Source organism: Mycolicibacter sinensis (assembly GCF_001667375.1).
Lineage (GTDB): Bacteria > Actinomycetota > Actinomycetes > Mycobacteriales > Mycobacteriaceae > Mycobacterium > Mycobacterium sinense_A.
On sequence record NZ_LZIN01000015.1, the window covers coordinates 66319 to 81532 of the forward strand.

A 15214-nucleotide genomic window follows, 5' to 3' on the forward strand; every position below is an offset into this window, starting at 1 on the left:
TGATGTGTTACAGGCGTTCACGATTCGGTATCGGTCGTCACACAAGGGTTGGCAACGACGGCGTCAGTATGAAATATGGAGGCATGCTAAGTATTCGAAAGTTCGTGGGTTCGATGTTTATAGCGACAGCCGCGGTGGCGATCGCCGTCGCCCCGACCGGCGTGATGGCGATGAGCGCACCGCCGGTTGTGGCCCAACCGCACGGCGCCGGCGGCCCCGACGGCAACGGCGGCGGCAGCGGCTGCGGCCACGACGCCGGCTGGCAGGGCTGCGGCGGTTTCATTCCCGGCCAGGGTGGCTTCGGCCATGGCTGCATCGGCGGAGTCTGCGGCAGCTGGGACGGCGGCCGCGGCTGGTTCAGCGGCTGAGAACACGCCGGGCTACCCCAGCAGCGAGCGCACCACCGCATCGGCCAGCAGCCGGCCCCGGTCGGTCAGCACCAGGCGGTCGCCGTCGCTGCCCAGTAGACCGTCGCTGACCGCCACCGCGGCGCGCTCCCGCTCACCGGAATCCAGCGCCGCCAGCGCCAATCCGTCGGACATGCGCAACCGCAGCATCACGTCTTCGGTGTGCCGGTCGGAATCCGAGAGCTCCTCGAAGCCCGCGACCGGCAGCGTCCCCTCCCCCAGAAGCTGGGCATAGGCATTGGGGTGCTTGACGTTCCAACAGCGCAGATCGCCGTCATAGCTGTGCGCCCCGGGGCCGGCCCCCCACCACCGGCCACCGCCCCAGTAGCCCAGATTGTGGCGGCAGGCCGCGCCCGGCCGGCTCCAGTTGGACACCTCGTACCAGTCCATCCCGGCGGCGCGCAGGGTGGTGTCGACCAGTTCGTAGCGGTGCGCCAGCACGTCGTCGTCGGGAGCGGGCAGTTCCCCGCGCCGCACCCGACGGGCCAGCGCGGTGCCCTCTTCGACGATCAGGCTGTAGGCCGAGAGGTGATCGACACCGGCTTCCAGCGCGGCGTCCACCGAACGCAGCAGATCGTCGTCAGTCTCGCCGGGCGTGCCATAGATCAAGTCGATGTTGAGGTGCTCAAAACCGGCGGCGCGTGCCTCGCGGGCGGCGGCCACCGGGCGCCCCGGTGAGTGGATGCGGTCCAAGGTGGCCAGCACCCGCGGCGACACCGACTGCATGCCCAACGACACCCGGGTGTAGCCGGCGGCGCGGATCGTGTCGAAGAACTCCGGCGACGTCGACTCGGGATTCGCCTCGGTGGTGACCTCGGCGTCCTCGGCCAGCCCGAAGTGTTTCCGCACCTGGTCGAGCACCAGCGCCAACCGCGCGCCGCCCAGCAGCGACGGGGTGCCGCCGCCGACGAACACGGTGTCGGCGCGCGGGCCGCCCAGGCGGGCGGCGGCCAACTCCAATTCGCGGGCGAGCGCCGCCACCCAGGCGTCCGGGTTGGCACCGCCCAGCTCCGCCGGGGTGTAGGTGTTGAAGTCGCAGTAGCCGCACCGGGTGAAACAGAACGGCACGTGCACATACACCCCGAACGGACCGTCGTGGCTGCGGCGGACTTCGGGCAGCGTCACCGCGGTCGGGGTGAGCGTCATGGGGTCCGATCCTCCCACGGCGCGCCGGGCGGCGCAGAAGTCAGCCGGCCCGATCCTGAAGCCCGTCGGCTTCGTCGAACAACGCCGCCAGATAGTGGGTCAGCGATCCGACCGGGGCCGCCCCGGCACCCGCCGTGGCCGATGCGCCCCGGGAGGCGCAGGTCGGCCAGGCACCGGGTCCCTGCTCGGCCATGATGCGTTTGGCGACGGCGATCTGCTGCTGCGGGCTGGCCTGCGACGGCAACCCGACGCCGCCGTTGGCGTCCCAGGTCGCCGCGCTGATCTGCAGACCGCCGTAATCGCCGTTACCGCTGTCGGCCGCCCAGTTTCCACCCGATTCGCACTTGGCGATCGCTTCCCAGTTGATCGGATCGGCGTTGGCGGCGGCGGTCAGTTCGGCGCCGATCAGGAGCACACCGGCTGCCAGCACTGTGAATTTCCTCATACCAACTCCACCTTGCTGGCCAGCCAGCGGCCGTCGACCTTGTCCATGGTCATCCGGATCCGGCTGCGGTCCATCACCGGTTCGGGGTTGTCGGCATTGCGCACCGCCTGGTTGACCAGCAGCACCACTACGGCATGGCTCCGGTCCGCGGATTTGATCACGGCTTCGGCGACGTGGCCGCGCGCGGTCGCCTTGTTGTCGATCAGCAGCTGACGCAGCTTGGCACCCGATCGGGCGTGCATTTGGCTGAACTCACCGGTCGACCCGTCGGCGATGCCGGCGAAGTTGCGGTCGACGTCGTCGGCGTCGATGTTGGTCAACCGCAACGCGTATGCCTCGGCGGCGTGAAGCGCCTGCTCGCCGGCGAGATGGATTTCGTAGTGCTGGACGGCCAGCCATCCGCCACCGCCCACCGCTGCCACCAATGTTGCGATCGCCAGCCAGCGCCGCAGCACGGCGCGCCCGTTGGCCCGCGGGGGCGGTTCGGGTGCCGGGGGTGGCGGTTCCCACAACTCCCAGCCGAGGTCGACGACACTCACTGGCCCACCCGCCTTCCGATTTCAGCCCTCCCGTCCCGACCGCCTCGCCGTAGGGCCCCAAATGAGTTTTGCGCACGCTGATCACAACTTTGCGCCGGTAAGGAAGATTTTCGGCATCCATGGCATAATCGGCCGCGTGACTGCCGCCTACTGCACCGCATCCGGGGTTGCCCTGGTGGCTCGGCGGCACATCGATCTCAAGCGGGTTTGTAGCTGCCGCTGTCTGCCTTGATGTCGTAGAGCCGCCCACCTGTATCTTCCAGCTGGCCGCCGGATCTGCGCCGCCGGACTCAGTCGCCGGTTACCCGCGCTTCATCCCGCCAGCTCCTTTGTGTAAGGAGAATCGATGACCACCACTCCGACTGCGTCCGCGAGCAGGGCCAAGCGCAGTGAGGCCCAGTGGGCGCTCGGCGAGACCGAACCGGTCAACCACAACGAGCAGTTCAAGCAGGACGACCCGGCTCTCAACGTGCAGGCCCGGATCGTCGAGGTCTACTCCAAGCAGGGCTTCGACTCCATCACCAAGGACGACCTGCGTGGCCGGTTCCGCTGGATGGGCCTCTACACCCAGCGCGAACAGGGCTACGACGGCACCTTCACCGGCGACGAGAACGCCGACCTGCTGGAGGCCAAGTACTTCATGATGCGGGTGCGCTGCGACGGCAAGGCGCTGTCGGCCGACGCGATGCGCACCCTGGGCGAGATCTCGCAGGAGTACGCCCGCGGCACCGCCGACATCTCCGACCGCAACAACCTGCAATACCACTGGATCGAGATCGAGAAGGTTCCCGAAATCTGGGACCGGCTGGCCGCGGTCGGGCTGCAGACCATGGAGGCCTGCGGCGACTGCCCGCGCGGAATGCTGGGCTCACCGCTGGCCGGGGAGTCCCTCGATGAGGTGCTCGACGCCTCCCCCGCCCTCGACGAGATCGTCCGGCGCTACATCGGCAAAGCCGAGTACGCCAACCTGCCGCGCAAGTACAAGACCGCGGTGTCGGGTCTGCAGGACGTCGCCCACGAGATCAACGACATCTCCTTCATCGGCGTCAACCACCCCGAACACGGCCCCGGGCTGGACCTGTGGGTGGGCGGTGGCCTGTCGACCAACCCGATGCTGGCCCAGCGCCTCGGCGCCTGGGTTCCGCTGGACGAGGTGCCCGACGTCTGGGAGGCCGTCACCCGCCTGTTCCGCGACTACGGCTACCGCCGGTTGCGCTCCAAAGCCCGGCTGAAGTTCCTGGTCAAGGACTGGGGACCGGAGAAATTCCGGGAAGTTCTCGAAACCGAATTCCTGGGCCGCAAACTGATCGACGGGCCGGCCCCCGCCCAGCCCGCCGCGCCCATCGACCACGTCGGGGTGCAGAAGACCCGCAACGGCCGCAACGCGGTCGGGGTGGCCCCGATCTCCGGACGGGTCAACGGGGCGACGCTGCTCAAGGTCGCCGAGCTGATGGAGCAGGTCGGCTCCGACCGGGCCCGGTTCACCCCGTACCAGAAGCTGATCATTCTCGACGTCCCCGACGAGAAGCTCGACGGGCTGCTCACCGAGCTCGACGCGCTGGGCCTGCCGGCCAACCCGTCGGCGTGGCGGCGCAATCTGATGGCGTGCACCGGGCTGGAGTTCTGCAAGCTGTCGTTCGTCGAGACCCGGGTCCGGGCGCAGAGCCTGGTCCCCGAGCTCGAGAAGCGCCTCGAAGACCTCAACGCCCTGCTGGACGTGCCGGTCACCGTCAACATCAACGGGTGCCCGAACTCGTGTGCCCGAATCCAGGTGGCCGACATCGGGCTCAAGGGCCAGATGATCGACGACGGCAACGGCAACTCGGTCCCCGGCTTCCAGGTTCACCTGGGCGGCAGCCTGGGCGCCGACAGCGGTTTCGGCCGTAAACTGCGCCAGCACAAGGTGTTCAGCGACGAGCTCGGCGACTACATCGAGCGGGTGGTGCGCAACTTCATCAAGGGCCGCAACACCGGTGAGCGATTCGCCCAGTGGGCCGTGCGGGCCGAAGAGGACGACCTGCGATGAGGCCGCACGGCGAAGCGGAGCTGCGGGAGCTGGCGGCCCGCGGCGCGGCCGAGCTCGACGGCGCCCGCGCCACCGAGCTGCTGGAGTGGACCGACGCGAACTTCGGCGGGGTGAACGGCCCACGCGGCGGCGCCACCTGTAACTACGTAGTGGCCTCCAATATGGCCGACGCGGTGCTGGTGGATCTGGCGGCCAAGGTCCGCGCGGGGGTTCCGGTGCTGTTCCTCGACACCGGTTACCACTTCGCCGAGACCATCGGCACCCGCGACGCGGTGGAGGCGATGTATGACATTTCGCTGGTCAACGTCACCCCCGAGCAGACCGTGGCCGAGCAGGACGCCGCGCACGGCAAAGACCTGTTCGCGTCCAATCCGGCGACGTGCTGCCGGCTGCGCAAGGTCGAGCCCTTGGCCCGCACGCTGCGCGGCTACTCGGCGTGGGTGACCGGGCTGCGCCGGGTGGAGGCGCCGACCCGCGCCAACGCCCCGCTGATCAGCTTCGACGAGCAGTTCGGTTTGGTGAAGATCAACCCGATCGCCGCCTGGACCGACGAGGAGTTCGACGCCTACATCGCCGCGAACAATGTGCTGGTCAACCCGCTGATCGACGAGGGGTACCCGTCGATCGGCTGCGCACCGTGCACGGTCAAACCGGCGGCCGGTTCCGACCCGCGCAGCGGACGCTGGGCCGGGCTGACCAAGACCGAATGCGGGTTGCACGCCTCGTGACCACGCTGGTCTTGACCGCGCACGGCAGCCGGGATCCGCGCTCGGCTACCAACACCGAGGCGATCGCCGGCCACTTGCGCCGGGTGGCACCGGAGTTCACGGTGCGGGTGGCGTTCTGCGAACACAGCACGCCCGGCCTGCGCGACGTACTGGGCGAGGTGCGCAACGCCGACGACGACGTGATGGTCGTCCCGTTCCTGTTGGCCAGCGCCTATCACGCCCGCGTCGACATCCCGGGAGTGATCGCGCAGTCCGGGGCGGCCGTGCAGGTGGCGCCCACCCTGGGCGAGGACGACCGGCTGGTGCAGGTTCTCGGTGAGCGGCTCAGCGCCGCCGGGGCATCCCGTTTCGACCCGGAGCTCGGCGTGGTGGTGGCCGCGGTGGGTTCCTCGCACGCCGCCGCCAACGCCCAGACCGCCCGCGTCGCCGCGCCGCTGTCCCGCGGAACCCGTTGGGCCGGAGTGGAAGTCGCCTTCGCCACGCAGGGACCGTCGGTGCCCGAGGCCGTCGAGCGCCTGCGGGAACGCGGGGCCACCAGGCTGATGATCGCGCCGTGGTTCCTGGCGCACGGCAGGATCACCGACGGGATCGCCGCCTACGCCGCGGCCGCCGGAATTCCGATGGCCGAGCCGCTCGGCGCCCACCGCCTGGTGGCCGCGACCGTGCTGGACCGGGTGGAGGCGGCCCTGGCCGCGGGTCGCGCCGCCGCCTGACGCCGCGAGGTTGCAGCTTTAGGCGAGCACCGGCGCGTCCGCGACGGGCGCGTCCTTCAGCGGCGGTATCCGGGTGGCCCGCACGTAGACGGTGTCCCCCTCTACCAGCGACAGCGCCTCGGCGTCACCGCGGGTGATCTGGGCGGTGAACGGCACCTTGGTGGCGGCGTTGGTCAGCTCCACCCGCACCTCGAACCCCAGCGTCACCACCCGGTTGACCACCGCCCGCAACACCCCAGTGGACTCTGCGGTGCCGTCGGCGTTGGCCACCGCCATCTCGGGAGTGCGTCCCACCCGGATGTCGTGCGGGCGCACCAGGGTGCCGTTGAGCGTGGACACCGCACCGAGGAACGACATCACGAAGGCGTTCGCCGGGGCGTCGTAGACCTCGGTCGGGGTGCCGAGCTGCTCGATGCGGCCCTGATTGAGCACCGCGATCCGGTCGGCGACGTCCAGCGCCTCGGCCTGGTCGTGGGTGACCAGCACCGTGGTGACGTGCACGTCCTCGTGCAACCGGCGCAGCCAGGCCCGCAGGTCCTCGCGGACCTTGGCATCCAGCGCACCGAACGGCTCGTCGAGCAGCAGCACCTGCGGATCCACCGCCAGCGCCCGCGCCAAGGCCATCCGCTGGCGCTGCCCACCGGAGAGCTGGTTGGGGTAGCGGGTCTGAAAACCGCTGAGCCCCACCACTTCCAGCAAGTTGTCGACCTTCTCCTTGACCTCGGACTTGGGCCGCTTGCGGATCTTCAGCCCGTACGCCACATTGTCGCGCACCGTCATGTGCTTGAACGCCGCGTAGTGCTGGAACACGAATCCGATGCCGCGCCGCTGCGGGGGCACCCCGGTGACGTCGGCACCGTTGATGGTGACGGTGCCGCTGTCGGGGTGGTCCAGACCGGCGATCGCCCGCAGCAGGGTCGACTTGCCCGAGCCGCTGGGGCCGAGCAGCGCGGTGAGCGAACCGGACGGCACGGTGAAGTCGACGTTGTCGAGGGCGACGAAGTCGCCGTAGCGTTTGTTGGCTCCCCGGACGGTGATCGCGTCGCTCATCTGCTTCCCTTTCCGGCCCGCCGCATGTCGAGCACCACCTGAACGATCAACACCAGTACCGACACCGTCATCAGCAGTGTGGACAGGGCGTAGGCGCCGTATTCGGCACCGCGGTTGTAACGGTCGGACACCAGCAGCGTCAGCGTCTGGGATTTGCCGGGCAGGTTCGACGACACGATCAGCACCGCGCCGTATTCGCCCAGGGTGCGCGCCACGGTCAGCACGATCCCGTACGTCAGACCCCACCGGATCGAGGGCAGCGTGATCCGCCAGAACGTCTGCCACCAGCTCGAGCCCAGCGTCGCCGCCGCCTCCTCCATGTCGGTGCCCAGTTCGTGCAGCACCGGTTCGACTTCCCGGATCACGAACGGCAGCGTGACGAAGATGCTGGCCAGCACGATGCCGGGCAGACCGAAGATGATTTTGAAGCCCCAGTCGTTCTCCACGAAGCCCAGCAAGCCGGCCGACCCCCACAGCACGATCAGCGCGACGCCGACGACCACCGGCGAGACCGCGAACGGCAGGTCGATGATCGCCTGCAGCGCGCCCTTGCCGCGGAATCGGTTGCGGGCCAGCACCAATGCCGTCGGAATTCCGAAGATGACGTTCAGCGGCACCACGATCGCCACCACCAGCAGCGACAACTGCAGCGCCGAGATCGCCGCCGGGGTGGAGATGTAGGCGAAGAACTGCCCGAACCCGGGAGCGAAGCTGCGCCACAGGATCAACGACACGGGAACGATCAGCAGCAGGCCGACATAGGCCAGCGCCACGAACCGCAGCAGGTAACGGACTTTCGGCGACGGAGTCATGCCGAGCGCTCCTGCCGCTTGATTACCCGCGCGCCCAGCAGCCGCAGCGCCAGCAGCACCAGGAACGAGATACCGAGCAGCACCAGCGAGATCGCGGCGGCCCCGGTGGGGTCGTCGTTCTCGATCAAGGTCCGGATCCACTGCGAGGAAACCTCGGTCTTGCCGGGCACCGCCCCGCCGATCAGCACCACCGAGCCGAACTCGCCGATCGCCCGCGAGAACGCCAGGCCCGCCCCGGTCAGCAGCGCCGGGGTCAGCGACGGCAGGACCACGGTGCGAAAGACCGTCGCCCCGGAGGCGCCCAGCGATGCGGCGGCCTCTTCGACCTCCCGATCGATTTCCAGCAGCACCGGTTGCACCGCCCGCACCACGAACGGCAATGTGACGAACGCCAGGGCCAAGCCGACGCCCCACGCGGTGTGCTGCAGATGCAGGCGCACCGGGCTGGCCGGGCCGTACAGCGCCAGCATCACCAAACTGGCCACGATGGTGGGCAACGCGAACGGCAGGTCGATGATCACGTCGATGAAGCGCTTGCCGACGAAGTCGTCACGCACCAGCACCCAGGCGATCAGCAGGCCGAACACCAGGTTGACCACCGTGACACCGGCGGCGATCGTCAGCGTCACCCGGAAGGACTCCAGCGCGGCGTGCGAGGTGACCGCCAGCCGGAACGCCTGCCAGCCCCCGCCGGCGGCCTGCCAGGCGATCGCGGCCAGCGGCGCCAGCACGATCAGCGACAGCCATATCACCGCGGCGCCCACCCGCAACGAGACGCCTTCGCGCCGGAACCCGGTGTGCACCGGCGGTCCGCCCTCGCCGGGCCGGGTCGCCTCGGTGACCACGATGGCCGTCATCCGGTGACCCGGGTGTAGATCTTGGTGATGGTGCCGCTCTCCTTGTCGAACAGGCCGGTGTCGGCGACGTCCCACCCGCCGAGATCGGCGATCGTCCAGAGCTTGTCCGGTGCCGGGAACTGCTCGCCGAACTCCGCCGCGACGCCCGGGTCGGCCGGGCGGAAGCCGGCCTGCGCCCACAGGCGTTGCGCAACGGGCGTGTACTGGAAGTTCTTGAACGCGGTGACGGTGTCGAGATGCCGGCTGGAGCTCACCACCGCCAGCGGATTCTCGATCTTGAAGGTCTGCGACGGGTTCACGTGCTCTACCGGCTTGCCCTTGCGCTCGACGGCGATCGCCTCGTTCTCGTAGCTGATCAGCACGTCGCCGCTGCCCTGCAGGAACACGTCGGTGGCCTCCCGCCCCGAGCCCGGGCGCAGCTTCACGTGATCGCTGACCAACTTGTCGACGAAGTCCAGGCCGGCCTGCGGATCCTTGCCTCCCTCGCTCTTGACCGCGTAAGGCGCCAGCAGATTCCATTTGGCCGATCCGGAACTCAGCGGGCTGGGGGTGATCACCTCGACGCCGGGTGCCAACAGGTCGTCCCAGTCCTTGATGTGTTTGGGATTGCCCTGCCGCACCACCAACGTCACCACCGAACCGAACGGGATGCCCTTGGTGACGTCGGCGTTCCAGTCCTCGGCCACCTTGCCGGCCTTCACCAGCCGGGTGATGTCGGGCTCTACCGAGAAGTTGACGATGTCGGCGGGTTTGCCGTTGGCGACTCCGCGGGACTGATCCCCCGAGGCGCCGTAGGATGTGACGACCTGCACGTCAGCACCGTCCTCGGTGGCGTAGAAGGCCGGGATGACTTTGCTCCAGCCGGGTTCGGGAACCGCGTAGGCCACCAGCGTCAAGGTGGTGCTCGCGCCGGAGTGTTCGGCACCGCCGACCACATCGCTGGGGCCGCCGCCGCACCCGGCGATAAGTACAGCGGCCAGCGCTACCGCGGCGCCTCTGGCGATGTGAAGCATGGGTGACCTTTCAGTGCAGGCTGAGGAACTTCGGTCCCGTCGCTTCGCGAAGATGGTTGGCCCCAGGGATTACCTGCCGGGGATTACGACTTCAAAGCGTCGACGGGCGGGTGTTCAGCGACAACAGTGCACGTCGGACACAGCGCAATTACCCACGGCAATGAGCGCCAAGACATAGCACTCTTGATTACCGGACGCTGCGAGCATGCCGGGAAGCGTAACAGAACTCCCCGGTTGCTCAGCGGGTCAACAGCCAGCTGACGATGACCAGGACGATCAAAGCGACCAGAATCAGCGTCACCTGCGAGCGCGGCATCAGCGCACCCCGTCGTCGTGCCGGGCCCGTCGCAGCACCCGGATGCCCTGGCCCAGCGCAGCGTCCAGCACGAACGCCAGGCCGTAGGCCAACGCCAGCACCACCGGCATCACCACCGCGGTCTGGACGACGAAACCGAGCCCCGACAGCCACAGCTCAACGCCATCCCACCAGCTCAGGAAGCCAACCATCCGGACCACTGTAGCGGCGATCCCAAGTTCGGCGAAGCCGGGCGAATGGGGGCACCGCCGTCGCCGGATGCGCGCGGCCGGCGGCAACCAGGAACAGGAGGGTCAGGTTGGACGTGCGGCGAGCCGCCAGCAATGATGTCGGAATGGTCCTGCACACCCCGCCGGGCGATGCACCCGACAAGACCGCTTTCGAAGCTACTGGAAAAACCTCCGACGCCCCTGCCCCCAAGACCCCGCCGCTGTCGGCCACCGCGCCGGTGCCGTACTCCGCGACGCCCGGGCAAGTCCGCAACTCGTTTCCCCCGATCGCCGACTACGCGTTCCTGTCCGACTGTGAGACCAACTGCCTGATCTCGGCGGCCGGCTCGGTGGAGTGGATGTGCGTGCCGCGGCCCGACTCCCCTAGCGTCTTCGGCTCGATCCTGGACCGCGGCGCCGGGCATTTTCGGCTCGGCCCGTACGGGGTCGCGGTGCCCGCGGCGCGGCGCTACCTGCCCGGCAGTCCCATCATGGAGACCACCTGGCAGACCCACACCGGCTGGCTGATCGTGCGGGACGCGCTGGTGATGGGCAAGTGGCACGACATCGAAACCCGGTCGCAGACTCATCGGCGTACCCCGATGGACTGGGACGCCGAGCACATCCTGCTGCGCACGGTGCGCTGCGTCAGCGGCACGGTCGAGCTGACCATGAGCTGCGAGCCGGCGTTCGACTACCACCGCACCAGCGCCACCTGGGAGTACTCGGCCAACGCCTACGGTGAGGCGATCGCGCGGGCCCGGCAGGACCCCGACGCCCACCCGACGTTGCGGTTGACGACCAACCTGCGGCTCGGTCTGGAGGGCCGGGAGGCGCGGGCCCGCACCCGGCTGACCGAGGGCGACGACGTCTTCGTGGCGTTGAGCTGGTCCAAACACCCCGCGCCGCAGACCTACGCCGAAGCCGCCGACAAGATGTGGAACACCACCGAGTGCTGGCGGCAGTGGATCAACATCGGCAACTTCCCCGACCACCCGTGGCGGGTCTATCTGCAGCGCAGCGCGCTCACGCTCAAGGGGCTGACTTATTCGCCGACCGGAGCCCTGCTGGCAGCGGCTACCACGTCACTGCCGGAAACGCCGCAGGGCGAACGTAATTGGGATTACCGCTACGCCTGGGTGCGGGATTCGACGTTCGCACTATGGGGCCTTTACACCCTGGGGCTGGACCGCGAGGCCGACGACTTCTTCTCCTTTATCGCCGACGTGTCCGGTGCCAACAACGGCCAGCAGCGTCCCCTGCAGGTGATGTACGGCGTCGGCGGGGAACACGAACTCGCCGAAGAGGAACTCGAGCACCTGTCGGGCTATGACAACGCCCACCCGGTGCGGATCGGCAACGGCGCCTACAACCAGTGTCAGCACGACATCTGGGGCACCATGCTGGACTCGGTCTACTTGCACGCCAAGTCCCGTGAGCAGATTCCGGAAACGCTGTGGCCGGTGCTCAAGCGTCAGGTGGAGGAGGCGATCGCGCACTGGCGCGAGCCGGATCGCGGCATCTGGGAGGTGCGCGGCGAACCGCAGCACTTCACCTCGTCGAAGGTGATGTGCTGGGTGGCACTGGACCGCGGCTCCAAGCTGGCCGAGTTGCAGGGCGAAATGTCCTACGCCCGGCAGTGGCGGGTGATCGCTGAGGAGATCAAGGCCGATGTGCTGGCCAACGGGGTGGATTCCCGCGGTGTGCTGACCCAGAGCTACGGCAGCGATGCACTGGACGCCTCGCTGCTGCTGGTGGTGCTCACCCGGTTCCTGCCGGCCGACGATCCGCGGGTACGCGCCACCGTGATGGCGATCGCCGAAGAACTCACCGAGGACGGTCTGGTGCTGCGCTATCGGACCGAGGAGACCGACGACGGACTGTCCGGCACCGAGGGCACCTTCACCATCTGCTCGTTTTGGCTGGTCTCAGCGCTGGTGGAGATCGGTGAGGTCAGCCAGGCCAAGCATCTGTGCGAGCGACTGCTGTCGTTCGCCAGCCCGCTGCACCTCTACGCCGAGGAGATCGAGCCCCGCACCGGCCGGCACCTGGGCAACTTCCCGCAGGCGTTCACCCACCTGGCGCTGATCAACGCCGTCGTGCACGTGATCCGTGCCGAGGAGGAAGCCGACTCCACCGGGGGTTTCCAGCCCGCGAACGCCCCCAATTAGGGCGGCCCAGCGTGAAGGTGGCTTCACGTTCGGATGCCCAACGTGAAGCCATCTTCACGTTCGGCCGAGGAACCTACCCGCTGAGGTTGCGGATCTTGTCCAGCATCGCGCGCGCCATATCGGCGGCGGTGGTGTCCCCGGGCGGTGGGACGTCGGCGTGGTCATCCTCGCCGACGAACCAGAACACGTCGATGTCGACGATGCAGTTCACCCGCGCGGCCAGCGCCCGCGTCACCCGCAGGCCTACCTCGTCGTCCACGGTGGTGCGCACCGTGGCGGTGAGTACCGTGTCGCCGGTGGAGACATCGGTGATCTCCCCGCTGGCGGCGCTGCTGGCCTCGCCGTGCCGGATCACCGTGACTCCGTCGCACTGGCCCCACTGCTGAGAGAACTTCTCGAACAGCGCGTCGGCGTCGGCGGCACTGGCGAGTGCGATCACGGCCTCGCCTACCCCGGTCAGCGACGAGGCGCCGGCCGTCGAAGCGCTGTCCCAGAACTCGTGGGCGACATCTTGGACGGCTGCCGCGCCGTAGACATTTTTCTGGCCGCCCACCGCGGCGCCGACGCAGTCCTCCGGTTCGGCTTCCTCCCAGGCGTCGGGCAGCTCGTCGACGCCGCCGAACCGCGGCGGCAGGGAGGGGTCGCTGCGGAAGGGCTGACCGACCAGCTTCGACAGCTCGGCGTCGTCGAGTAACACCTGCCGGACCGCCATCCCGGTGACCGGTGTCGGAGCCAATCCCGGTGCGGGCCTGACCGTTCCGGACACCACCGTGGTGCACCCGCCGGTCAGCAGCGCAACCGCCGCCGCGCCGGCCGCGATTGCGCCTGCCCGGGCGGCCACTACTTCTTGGCTCTTTCCCCGCCCGACCCGGCGCCTCCACCGCTATCGGTGGACAGTGCCGCGACGAACGCCTCCTGCGGCACGTCGACGCGGCCGATGGTCTTCATCCGCTTCTTGCCTTCCTTCTGCTTTTCGAGCAGCTTGCGCTTCCGGCTGATGTCACCGCCGTAGCACTTGGACAGCACGTCCTTGCGGATGGCCCGAATATTTTCGCGGGCAATGATTTTCGACCCGATCGCGGCCTGTACCGGTACCTCGAACTGCTGGCGCGGGATCAGCTCCTTGAGTTTGGTGGTCATCTTGTTGCCGTAGGCCGAGGCCGAATCCTTGTGCACGATCGCACTGAAGGCGTCGACGGCCTCGCCCTGCAGCAGGATGTCGACCTTGACCAGGTCGGCCTCCTGCTCGCCGGCCTCCTCGTAATCCAGGCTGGCGTAGCCGCGGGTGCGCGATTTCAGCGAGTCGAAGAAGTCGAAGATGATCTCGCCCAGCGGCATCGTGTAGCGCAGCTCGACGCGTTCGGGCGAGAGGTAGTCCATGCCGCCCAGTTCGCCGCGCCGGGACTGGCACAGTTCCATGATGGTGCCGACGAACTCGCTCGGGGCGATGATGGTGGTCTTGACGATGGGCTCGAAGACGTTGCGGATCTTGCCTTCCGGCCAGTCCGAGGGGTTGGTGACGATGATTTCGGTGTTGTCCTCGCGGATCACCCGGTAGACGACGTTGGGCGAGGTGGAGATCAGGTCCAGGTTGAATTCGCGCTCGAGGCGTTCCCGGGTGATCTCCATGTGCAGCAGGCCCAGGAAGCCGCAGCGGAATCCGAAGCCCAGTGCCACCGAGGTTTCCGGCTCGTAGGTCAGGGCGGCGTCGTTGAGCTGCAGCTTGTCCAGGGCGTCGCGCAGGTTCGGGTAGTCCGAGCCGTCCACCGGGTAGAGCCCGGAGTAGACCATCGGCTTGGGTTCGCGGTAGCCGGTGAGCGCCTCGGTTGCCCCGTGCCGGGAGGTGGTGACGGTGTCGCCGACCTTGGATTGACGCACGTCCTTCACGCCGGTGATCAGGTAGCCGACCTCGCCGACGCCGAGGCCTTTGGTGGGTTTGGGTTCCGGGGAGACGATGCCGACTTCGAGCAGCTCGTGGGTGGCGCCGGTGGACATCATCGTGATCTTCTCGCGCGGGGTGATCTTGCCGTCGACGACGCGGACGTAGGTGACCACGCCGCGGTAGATGTCGTAGACGGAGTCGAAGATCATCGCCCGGGTGGGCGCGTCGGCATCGCCGGTGGGCGGCGGCACCTGCTTGACGACTTCGTCGAGCAGCTCGGCCACACCTTCGCCGGTCTTGCCGGACACCTTCAGCACATCCTCGGGTTCGCAGCCGATGATGTGGGCCAGCTCGGCGGCGTAGCGCTCCGGGTCGGCGGCGGGCAGGTCGATCTTGTTGAGCACCGGGATGATGGTCAGATCGCGATCGAGCGCCAGGTACAGGTTGGCCAGGGTCTGGGCTTCGATGCCCTGGGCGGCGTCGACCAGCAGGATGGCGCCCTCGCAGGCCTCCAGCGCGCGGGACACCTCGTAGGTGAAGTCGACGTGGCCGGGGGTGTCGATCAGGTGCAGGACGTACTGCTCGCCGTTGGCCGTCCACGGCAGCCGGACGTTCTGGGCCTTGATGGTGATGCCGCGCTCGCGCTCGATGTCCATCCGGTCCAGGTACTGGGCACGCATCGAGCGGTCGTCGACGACGCCGGTGAGCTGCAGCATCCGGTCGGCCAGCGTGGATTTGCCGTGGTCGATGTGGGCGATGATGCAGAAGTTCCGTATCTGCGCCGGCGCGGTGAAGGTCTGGTCGGCGAAACTACTGATGGGAATCTCCTGGTGAGCGGGTGGAGCGGCGGTGCTGCCTACTATCTACTCAGGGTAGCGAGGCGACGGCTGCAAAACGAAA

The 15214-nt window shown here is 68.3% G+C and carries 17 protein-coding genes; 6 read left to right on the forward strand and 11 right to left on the reverse strand.

Annotated features, from left to right (window positions below):
* Positions 1-113: 113 nt before the first annotated feature.
* Positions 114-368, forward strand: a complete 255-nt coding sequence (locus A5771_RS02810; RefSeq protein WP_428844379.1) for a hypothetical protein — start codon at positions 114-116, stop codon at positions 366-368.
* Positions 369-380: 12 nt separating this feature from the next.
* Here A5771_RS02810 and hemW read toward each other — a convergent pair whose 3' ends face one another.
* Genes hemW through A5771_RS02825 form a run of 3 tightly spaced genes read right to left on the reverse strand, consistent with a single transcriptional unit; the run spans position 381 to position 2537 of the window.
* A complete protein-coding gene (gene hemW / locus A5771_RS02815; protein WP_064853677.1) occupies positions 381-1553 on the reverse strand; it encodes a radical SAM family heme chaperone HemW in 1173 nt (390 codons plus the stop codon).
* A 40-nt stretch (positions 1554-1593) separates the two neighbouring features.
* Complete coding sequence (locus A5771_RS02820; protein ID WP_064853678.1) at positions 1594-1998, reverse strand: transglycosylase family protein; 405 nt, start codon at positions 1996-1998, stop codon at positions 1594-1596.
* Positions 1995-2537 carry a hypothetical protein gene (locus A5771_RS02825; RefSeq protein ID WP_234782919.1) on the reverse strand — a complete coding sequence of 181 codons (543 nt, stop codon included), beginning with the start codon at positions 2535-2537 and terminating at the stop codon, positions 1995-1997. Before A5771_RS02825 ends, A5771_RS02820 begins: the two co-directional genes overlap by 4 nt.
* A 61-nt stretch (positions 2538-2598) precedes the next feature.
* Between A5771_RS02825 and A5771_RS24605 the strand changes: the two genes are divergently transcribed.
* The 4 genes from A5771_RS24605 to A5771_RS02840 all read left to right on the forward strand — a co-directional run bounded on the left by A5771_RS24605 (position 2599) and on the right by A5771_RS02840 (position 6004).
* Positions 2599-2769, forward strand: coding sequence for an Ms4527A family Cys-rich leader peptide (locus A5771_RS24605; RefSeq protein WP_419179704.1), 171 nt, complete (start codon positions 2599-2601; stop codon positions 2767-2769).
* A 114-nt stretch (positions 2770-2883) separates the two neighbouring features.
* The gene (locus tag A5771_RS02830) at positions 2884-4563 is read left to right on the forward strand and encodes a nitrite/sulfite reductase (protein WP_064853679.1); all 1680 of its coding nucleotides are present in this window, start codon (positions 2884-2886) and stop codon (positions 4561-4563) included.
* Positions 4560-5291, forward strand: coding sequence for a phosphoadenylyl-sulfate reductase (locus A5771_RS02835; RefSeq protein WP_064853680.1), 732 nt, complete (start codon positions 4560-4562; stop codon positions 5289-5291). Before A5771_RS02830 ends, A5771_RS02835 begins: the two co-directional genes overlap by 4 nt.
* Positions 5270-6004: a sirohydrochlorin chelatase gene (locus tag A5771_RS02840; protein ID WP_064853681.1), complete on the forward strand. Its 735-nt coding sequence runs from the start codon at positions 5270-5272 to the stop codon at positions 6002-6004. Before A5771_RS02835 ends, A5771_RS02840 begins: the two co-directional genes overlap by 22 nt.
* Positions 6005-6022: 18 nt before the next feature.
* Here A5771_RS02840 and A5771_RS02845 read toward each other — a convergent pair whose 3' ends face one another.
* The 6 genes from A5771_RS02845 to A5771_RS02865 form a co-directional block, all read right to left on the reverse strand.
* Entirely contained in the window at positions 6023-7054 is a 1032-nt protein-coding gene (locus A5771_RS02845; protein ID WP_064853682.1) for a sulfate/molybdate ABC transporter ATP-binding protein, read from the reverse strand.
* On the reverse strand, positions 7051-7866 hold the full coding sequence (gene cysW / locus A5771_RS02850) for a sulfate ABC transporter permease subunit CysW (RefSeq protein WP_064853683.1): 816 nt from the start codon (positions 7864-7866) through the stop codon (positions 7051-7053). Before cysW ends, A5771_RS02845 begins: the two co-directional genes overlap by 4 nt.
* The gene (gene cysT, locus A5771_RS02855; protein ID WP_064853684.1) at positions 7863-8723 is read right to left on the reverse strand and encodes a sulfate ABC transporter permease subunit CysT; all 861 of its coding nucleotides are present in this window, start codon (positions 8721-8723) and stop codon (positions 7863-7865) included. Before cysT ends, cysW begins: the two co-directional genes overlap by 4 nt.
* A complete protein-coding gene (locus A5771_RS02860; RefSeq protein WP_064853685.1) occupies positions 8720-9736 on the reverse strand; it encodes a sulfate ABC transporter substrate-binding protein in 1017 nt (338 codons plus the stop codon). The genes cysT and A5771_RS02860 overlap by 4 nt, the downstream gene beginning before the upstream one ends.
* A 114-nt stretch (positions 9737-9850) precedes the next feature.
* Positions 9851-9943 (reverse strand): Ms4533A family Cys-rich leader peptide, encoded by a 93-nt coding sequence (locus tag A5771_RS24610; protein WP_428844380.1) that lies wholly within the window; start codon positions 9941-9943, stop codon positions 9851-9853.
* A 108-nt stretch (positions 9944-10051) separates the two neighbouring features.
* Positions 10052-10243, reverse strand: a complete 192-nt coding sequence (locus A5771_RS02865) for a hypothetical protein (protein WP_064853710.1) — start codon at positions 10241-10243, stop codon at positions 10052-10054.
* 143 nt (positions 10244-10386) lie between these two features.
* Here A5771_RS02865 and A5771_RS02870 point away from each other — a divergent pair, with 143 nt between their 5' ends.
* A complete protein-coding gene (locus A5771_RS02870) occupies positions 10387-12432 on the forward strand; it encodes a glycoside hydrolase family 15 protein (protein WP_064853686.1) in 2046 nt (681 codons plus the stop codon).
* Positions 12433-12505: 73 nt separating this feature from the next.
* On the opposite strand, the gene A5771_RS02875 is transcribed toward A5771_RS02870, so the two are convergent.
* Complete coding sequence (locus tag A5771_RS02875; protein ID WP_082947020.1) at positions 12506-13273, reverse strand: sensor domain-containing protein; 768 nt, start codon at positions 13271-13273, stop codon at positions 12506-12508.
* Positions 13273-15177: a translation elongation factor 4 gene (gene lepA, locus A5771_RS02880; protein WP_064853687.1), complete on the reverse strand. Its 1905-nt coding sequence runs from the start codon at positions 15175-15177 to the stop codon at positions 13273-13275. Before lepA ends, A5771_RS02875 begins: the two co-directional genes overlap by 1 nt.
* Positions 15178-15214: the final 37 nt, after the last annotated feature.

Excerpts from the sequence above, each read along its gene's own strand:
- A5771_RS02810 (WP_428844379.1), top strand. The coding sequence starts at position 114 with ATGTTTATAGCGACAGCCGCGGTGGCGATCGCCGTCGCCCCGACCGGC.
- hemW (WP_064853677.1), bottom strand. The coding sequence starts at position 1,553 with ATGACGCTCACCCCGACCGCGGTGACGCTGCCCGAAGTCCGCCGCAGC.
- A5771_RS02820 (WP_064853678.1), bottom strand. The coding sequence starts at position 1,998 with ATGAGGAAATTCACAGTGCTGGCAGCCGGTGTGCTCCTGATCGGCGCC.
- A5771_RS24605 (WP_419179704.1), top strand. The coding sequence starts at position 2,599 with ATGAGTTTTGCGCACGCTGATCACAACTTTGCGCCGGTAAGGAAGATT.
- A5771_RS02830 (WP_064853679.1), top strand. The coding sequence starts at position 2,884 with ATGACCACCACTCCGACTGCGTCCGCGAGCAGGGCCAAGCGCAGTGAG.
- A5771_RS02835 (WP_064853680.1), top strand. The coding sequence starts at position 4,560 with ATGAGGCCGCACGGCGAAGCGGAGCTGCGGGAGCTGGCGGCCCGCGGC.
- A5771_RS02840 (WP_064853681.1), top strand. The coding sequence starts at position 5,270 with ATGCGGGTTGCACGCCTCGTGACCACGCTGGTCTTGACCGCGCACGGC.
- A5771_RS02845 (WP_064853682.1), bottom strand. The coding sequence starts at position 7,054 with ATGAGCGACGCGATCACCGTCCGGGGAGCCAACAAACGCTACGGCGAC.
- cysW (WP_064853683.1), bottom strand. The coding sequence starts at position 7,866 with ATGACTCCGTCGCCGAAAGTCCGTTACCTGCTGCGGTTCGTGGCGCTG.
- cysT (WP_064853684.1), bottom strand. The coding sequence starts at position 8,723 with ATGACGGCCATCGTGGTCACCGAGGCGACCCGGCCCGGCGAGGGCGGA.
- A5771_RS02860 (WP_064853685.1), bottom strand. The coding sequence starts at position 9,736 with ATGCTTCACATCGCCAGAGGCGCCGCGGTAGCGCTGGCCGCTGTACTT.
- A5771_RS24610 (WP_428844380.1), bottom strand. The coding sequence starts at position 9,943 with ATGCTCGCAGCGTCCGGTAATCAAGAGTGCTATGTCTTGGCGCTCATT.
- A5771_RS02865 (WP_064853710.1), bottom strand. The coding sequence starts at position 10,243 with ATGGTTGGCTTCCTGAGCTGGTGGGATGGCGTTGAGCTGTGGCTGTCG.
- A5771_RS02870 (WP_064853686.1), top strand. The coding sequence starts at position 10,387 with ATGGTCCTGCACACCCCGCCGGGCGATGCACCCGACAAGACCGCTTTC.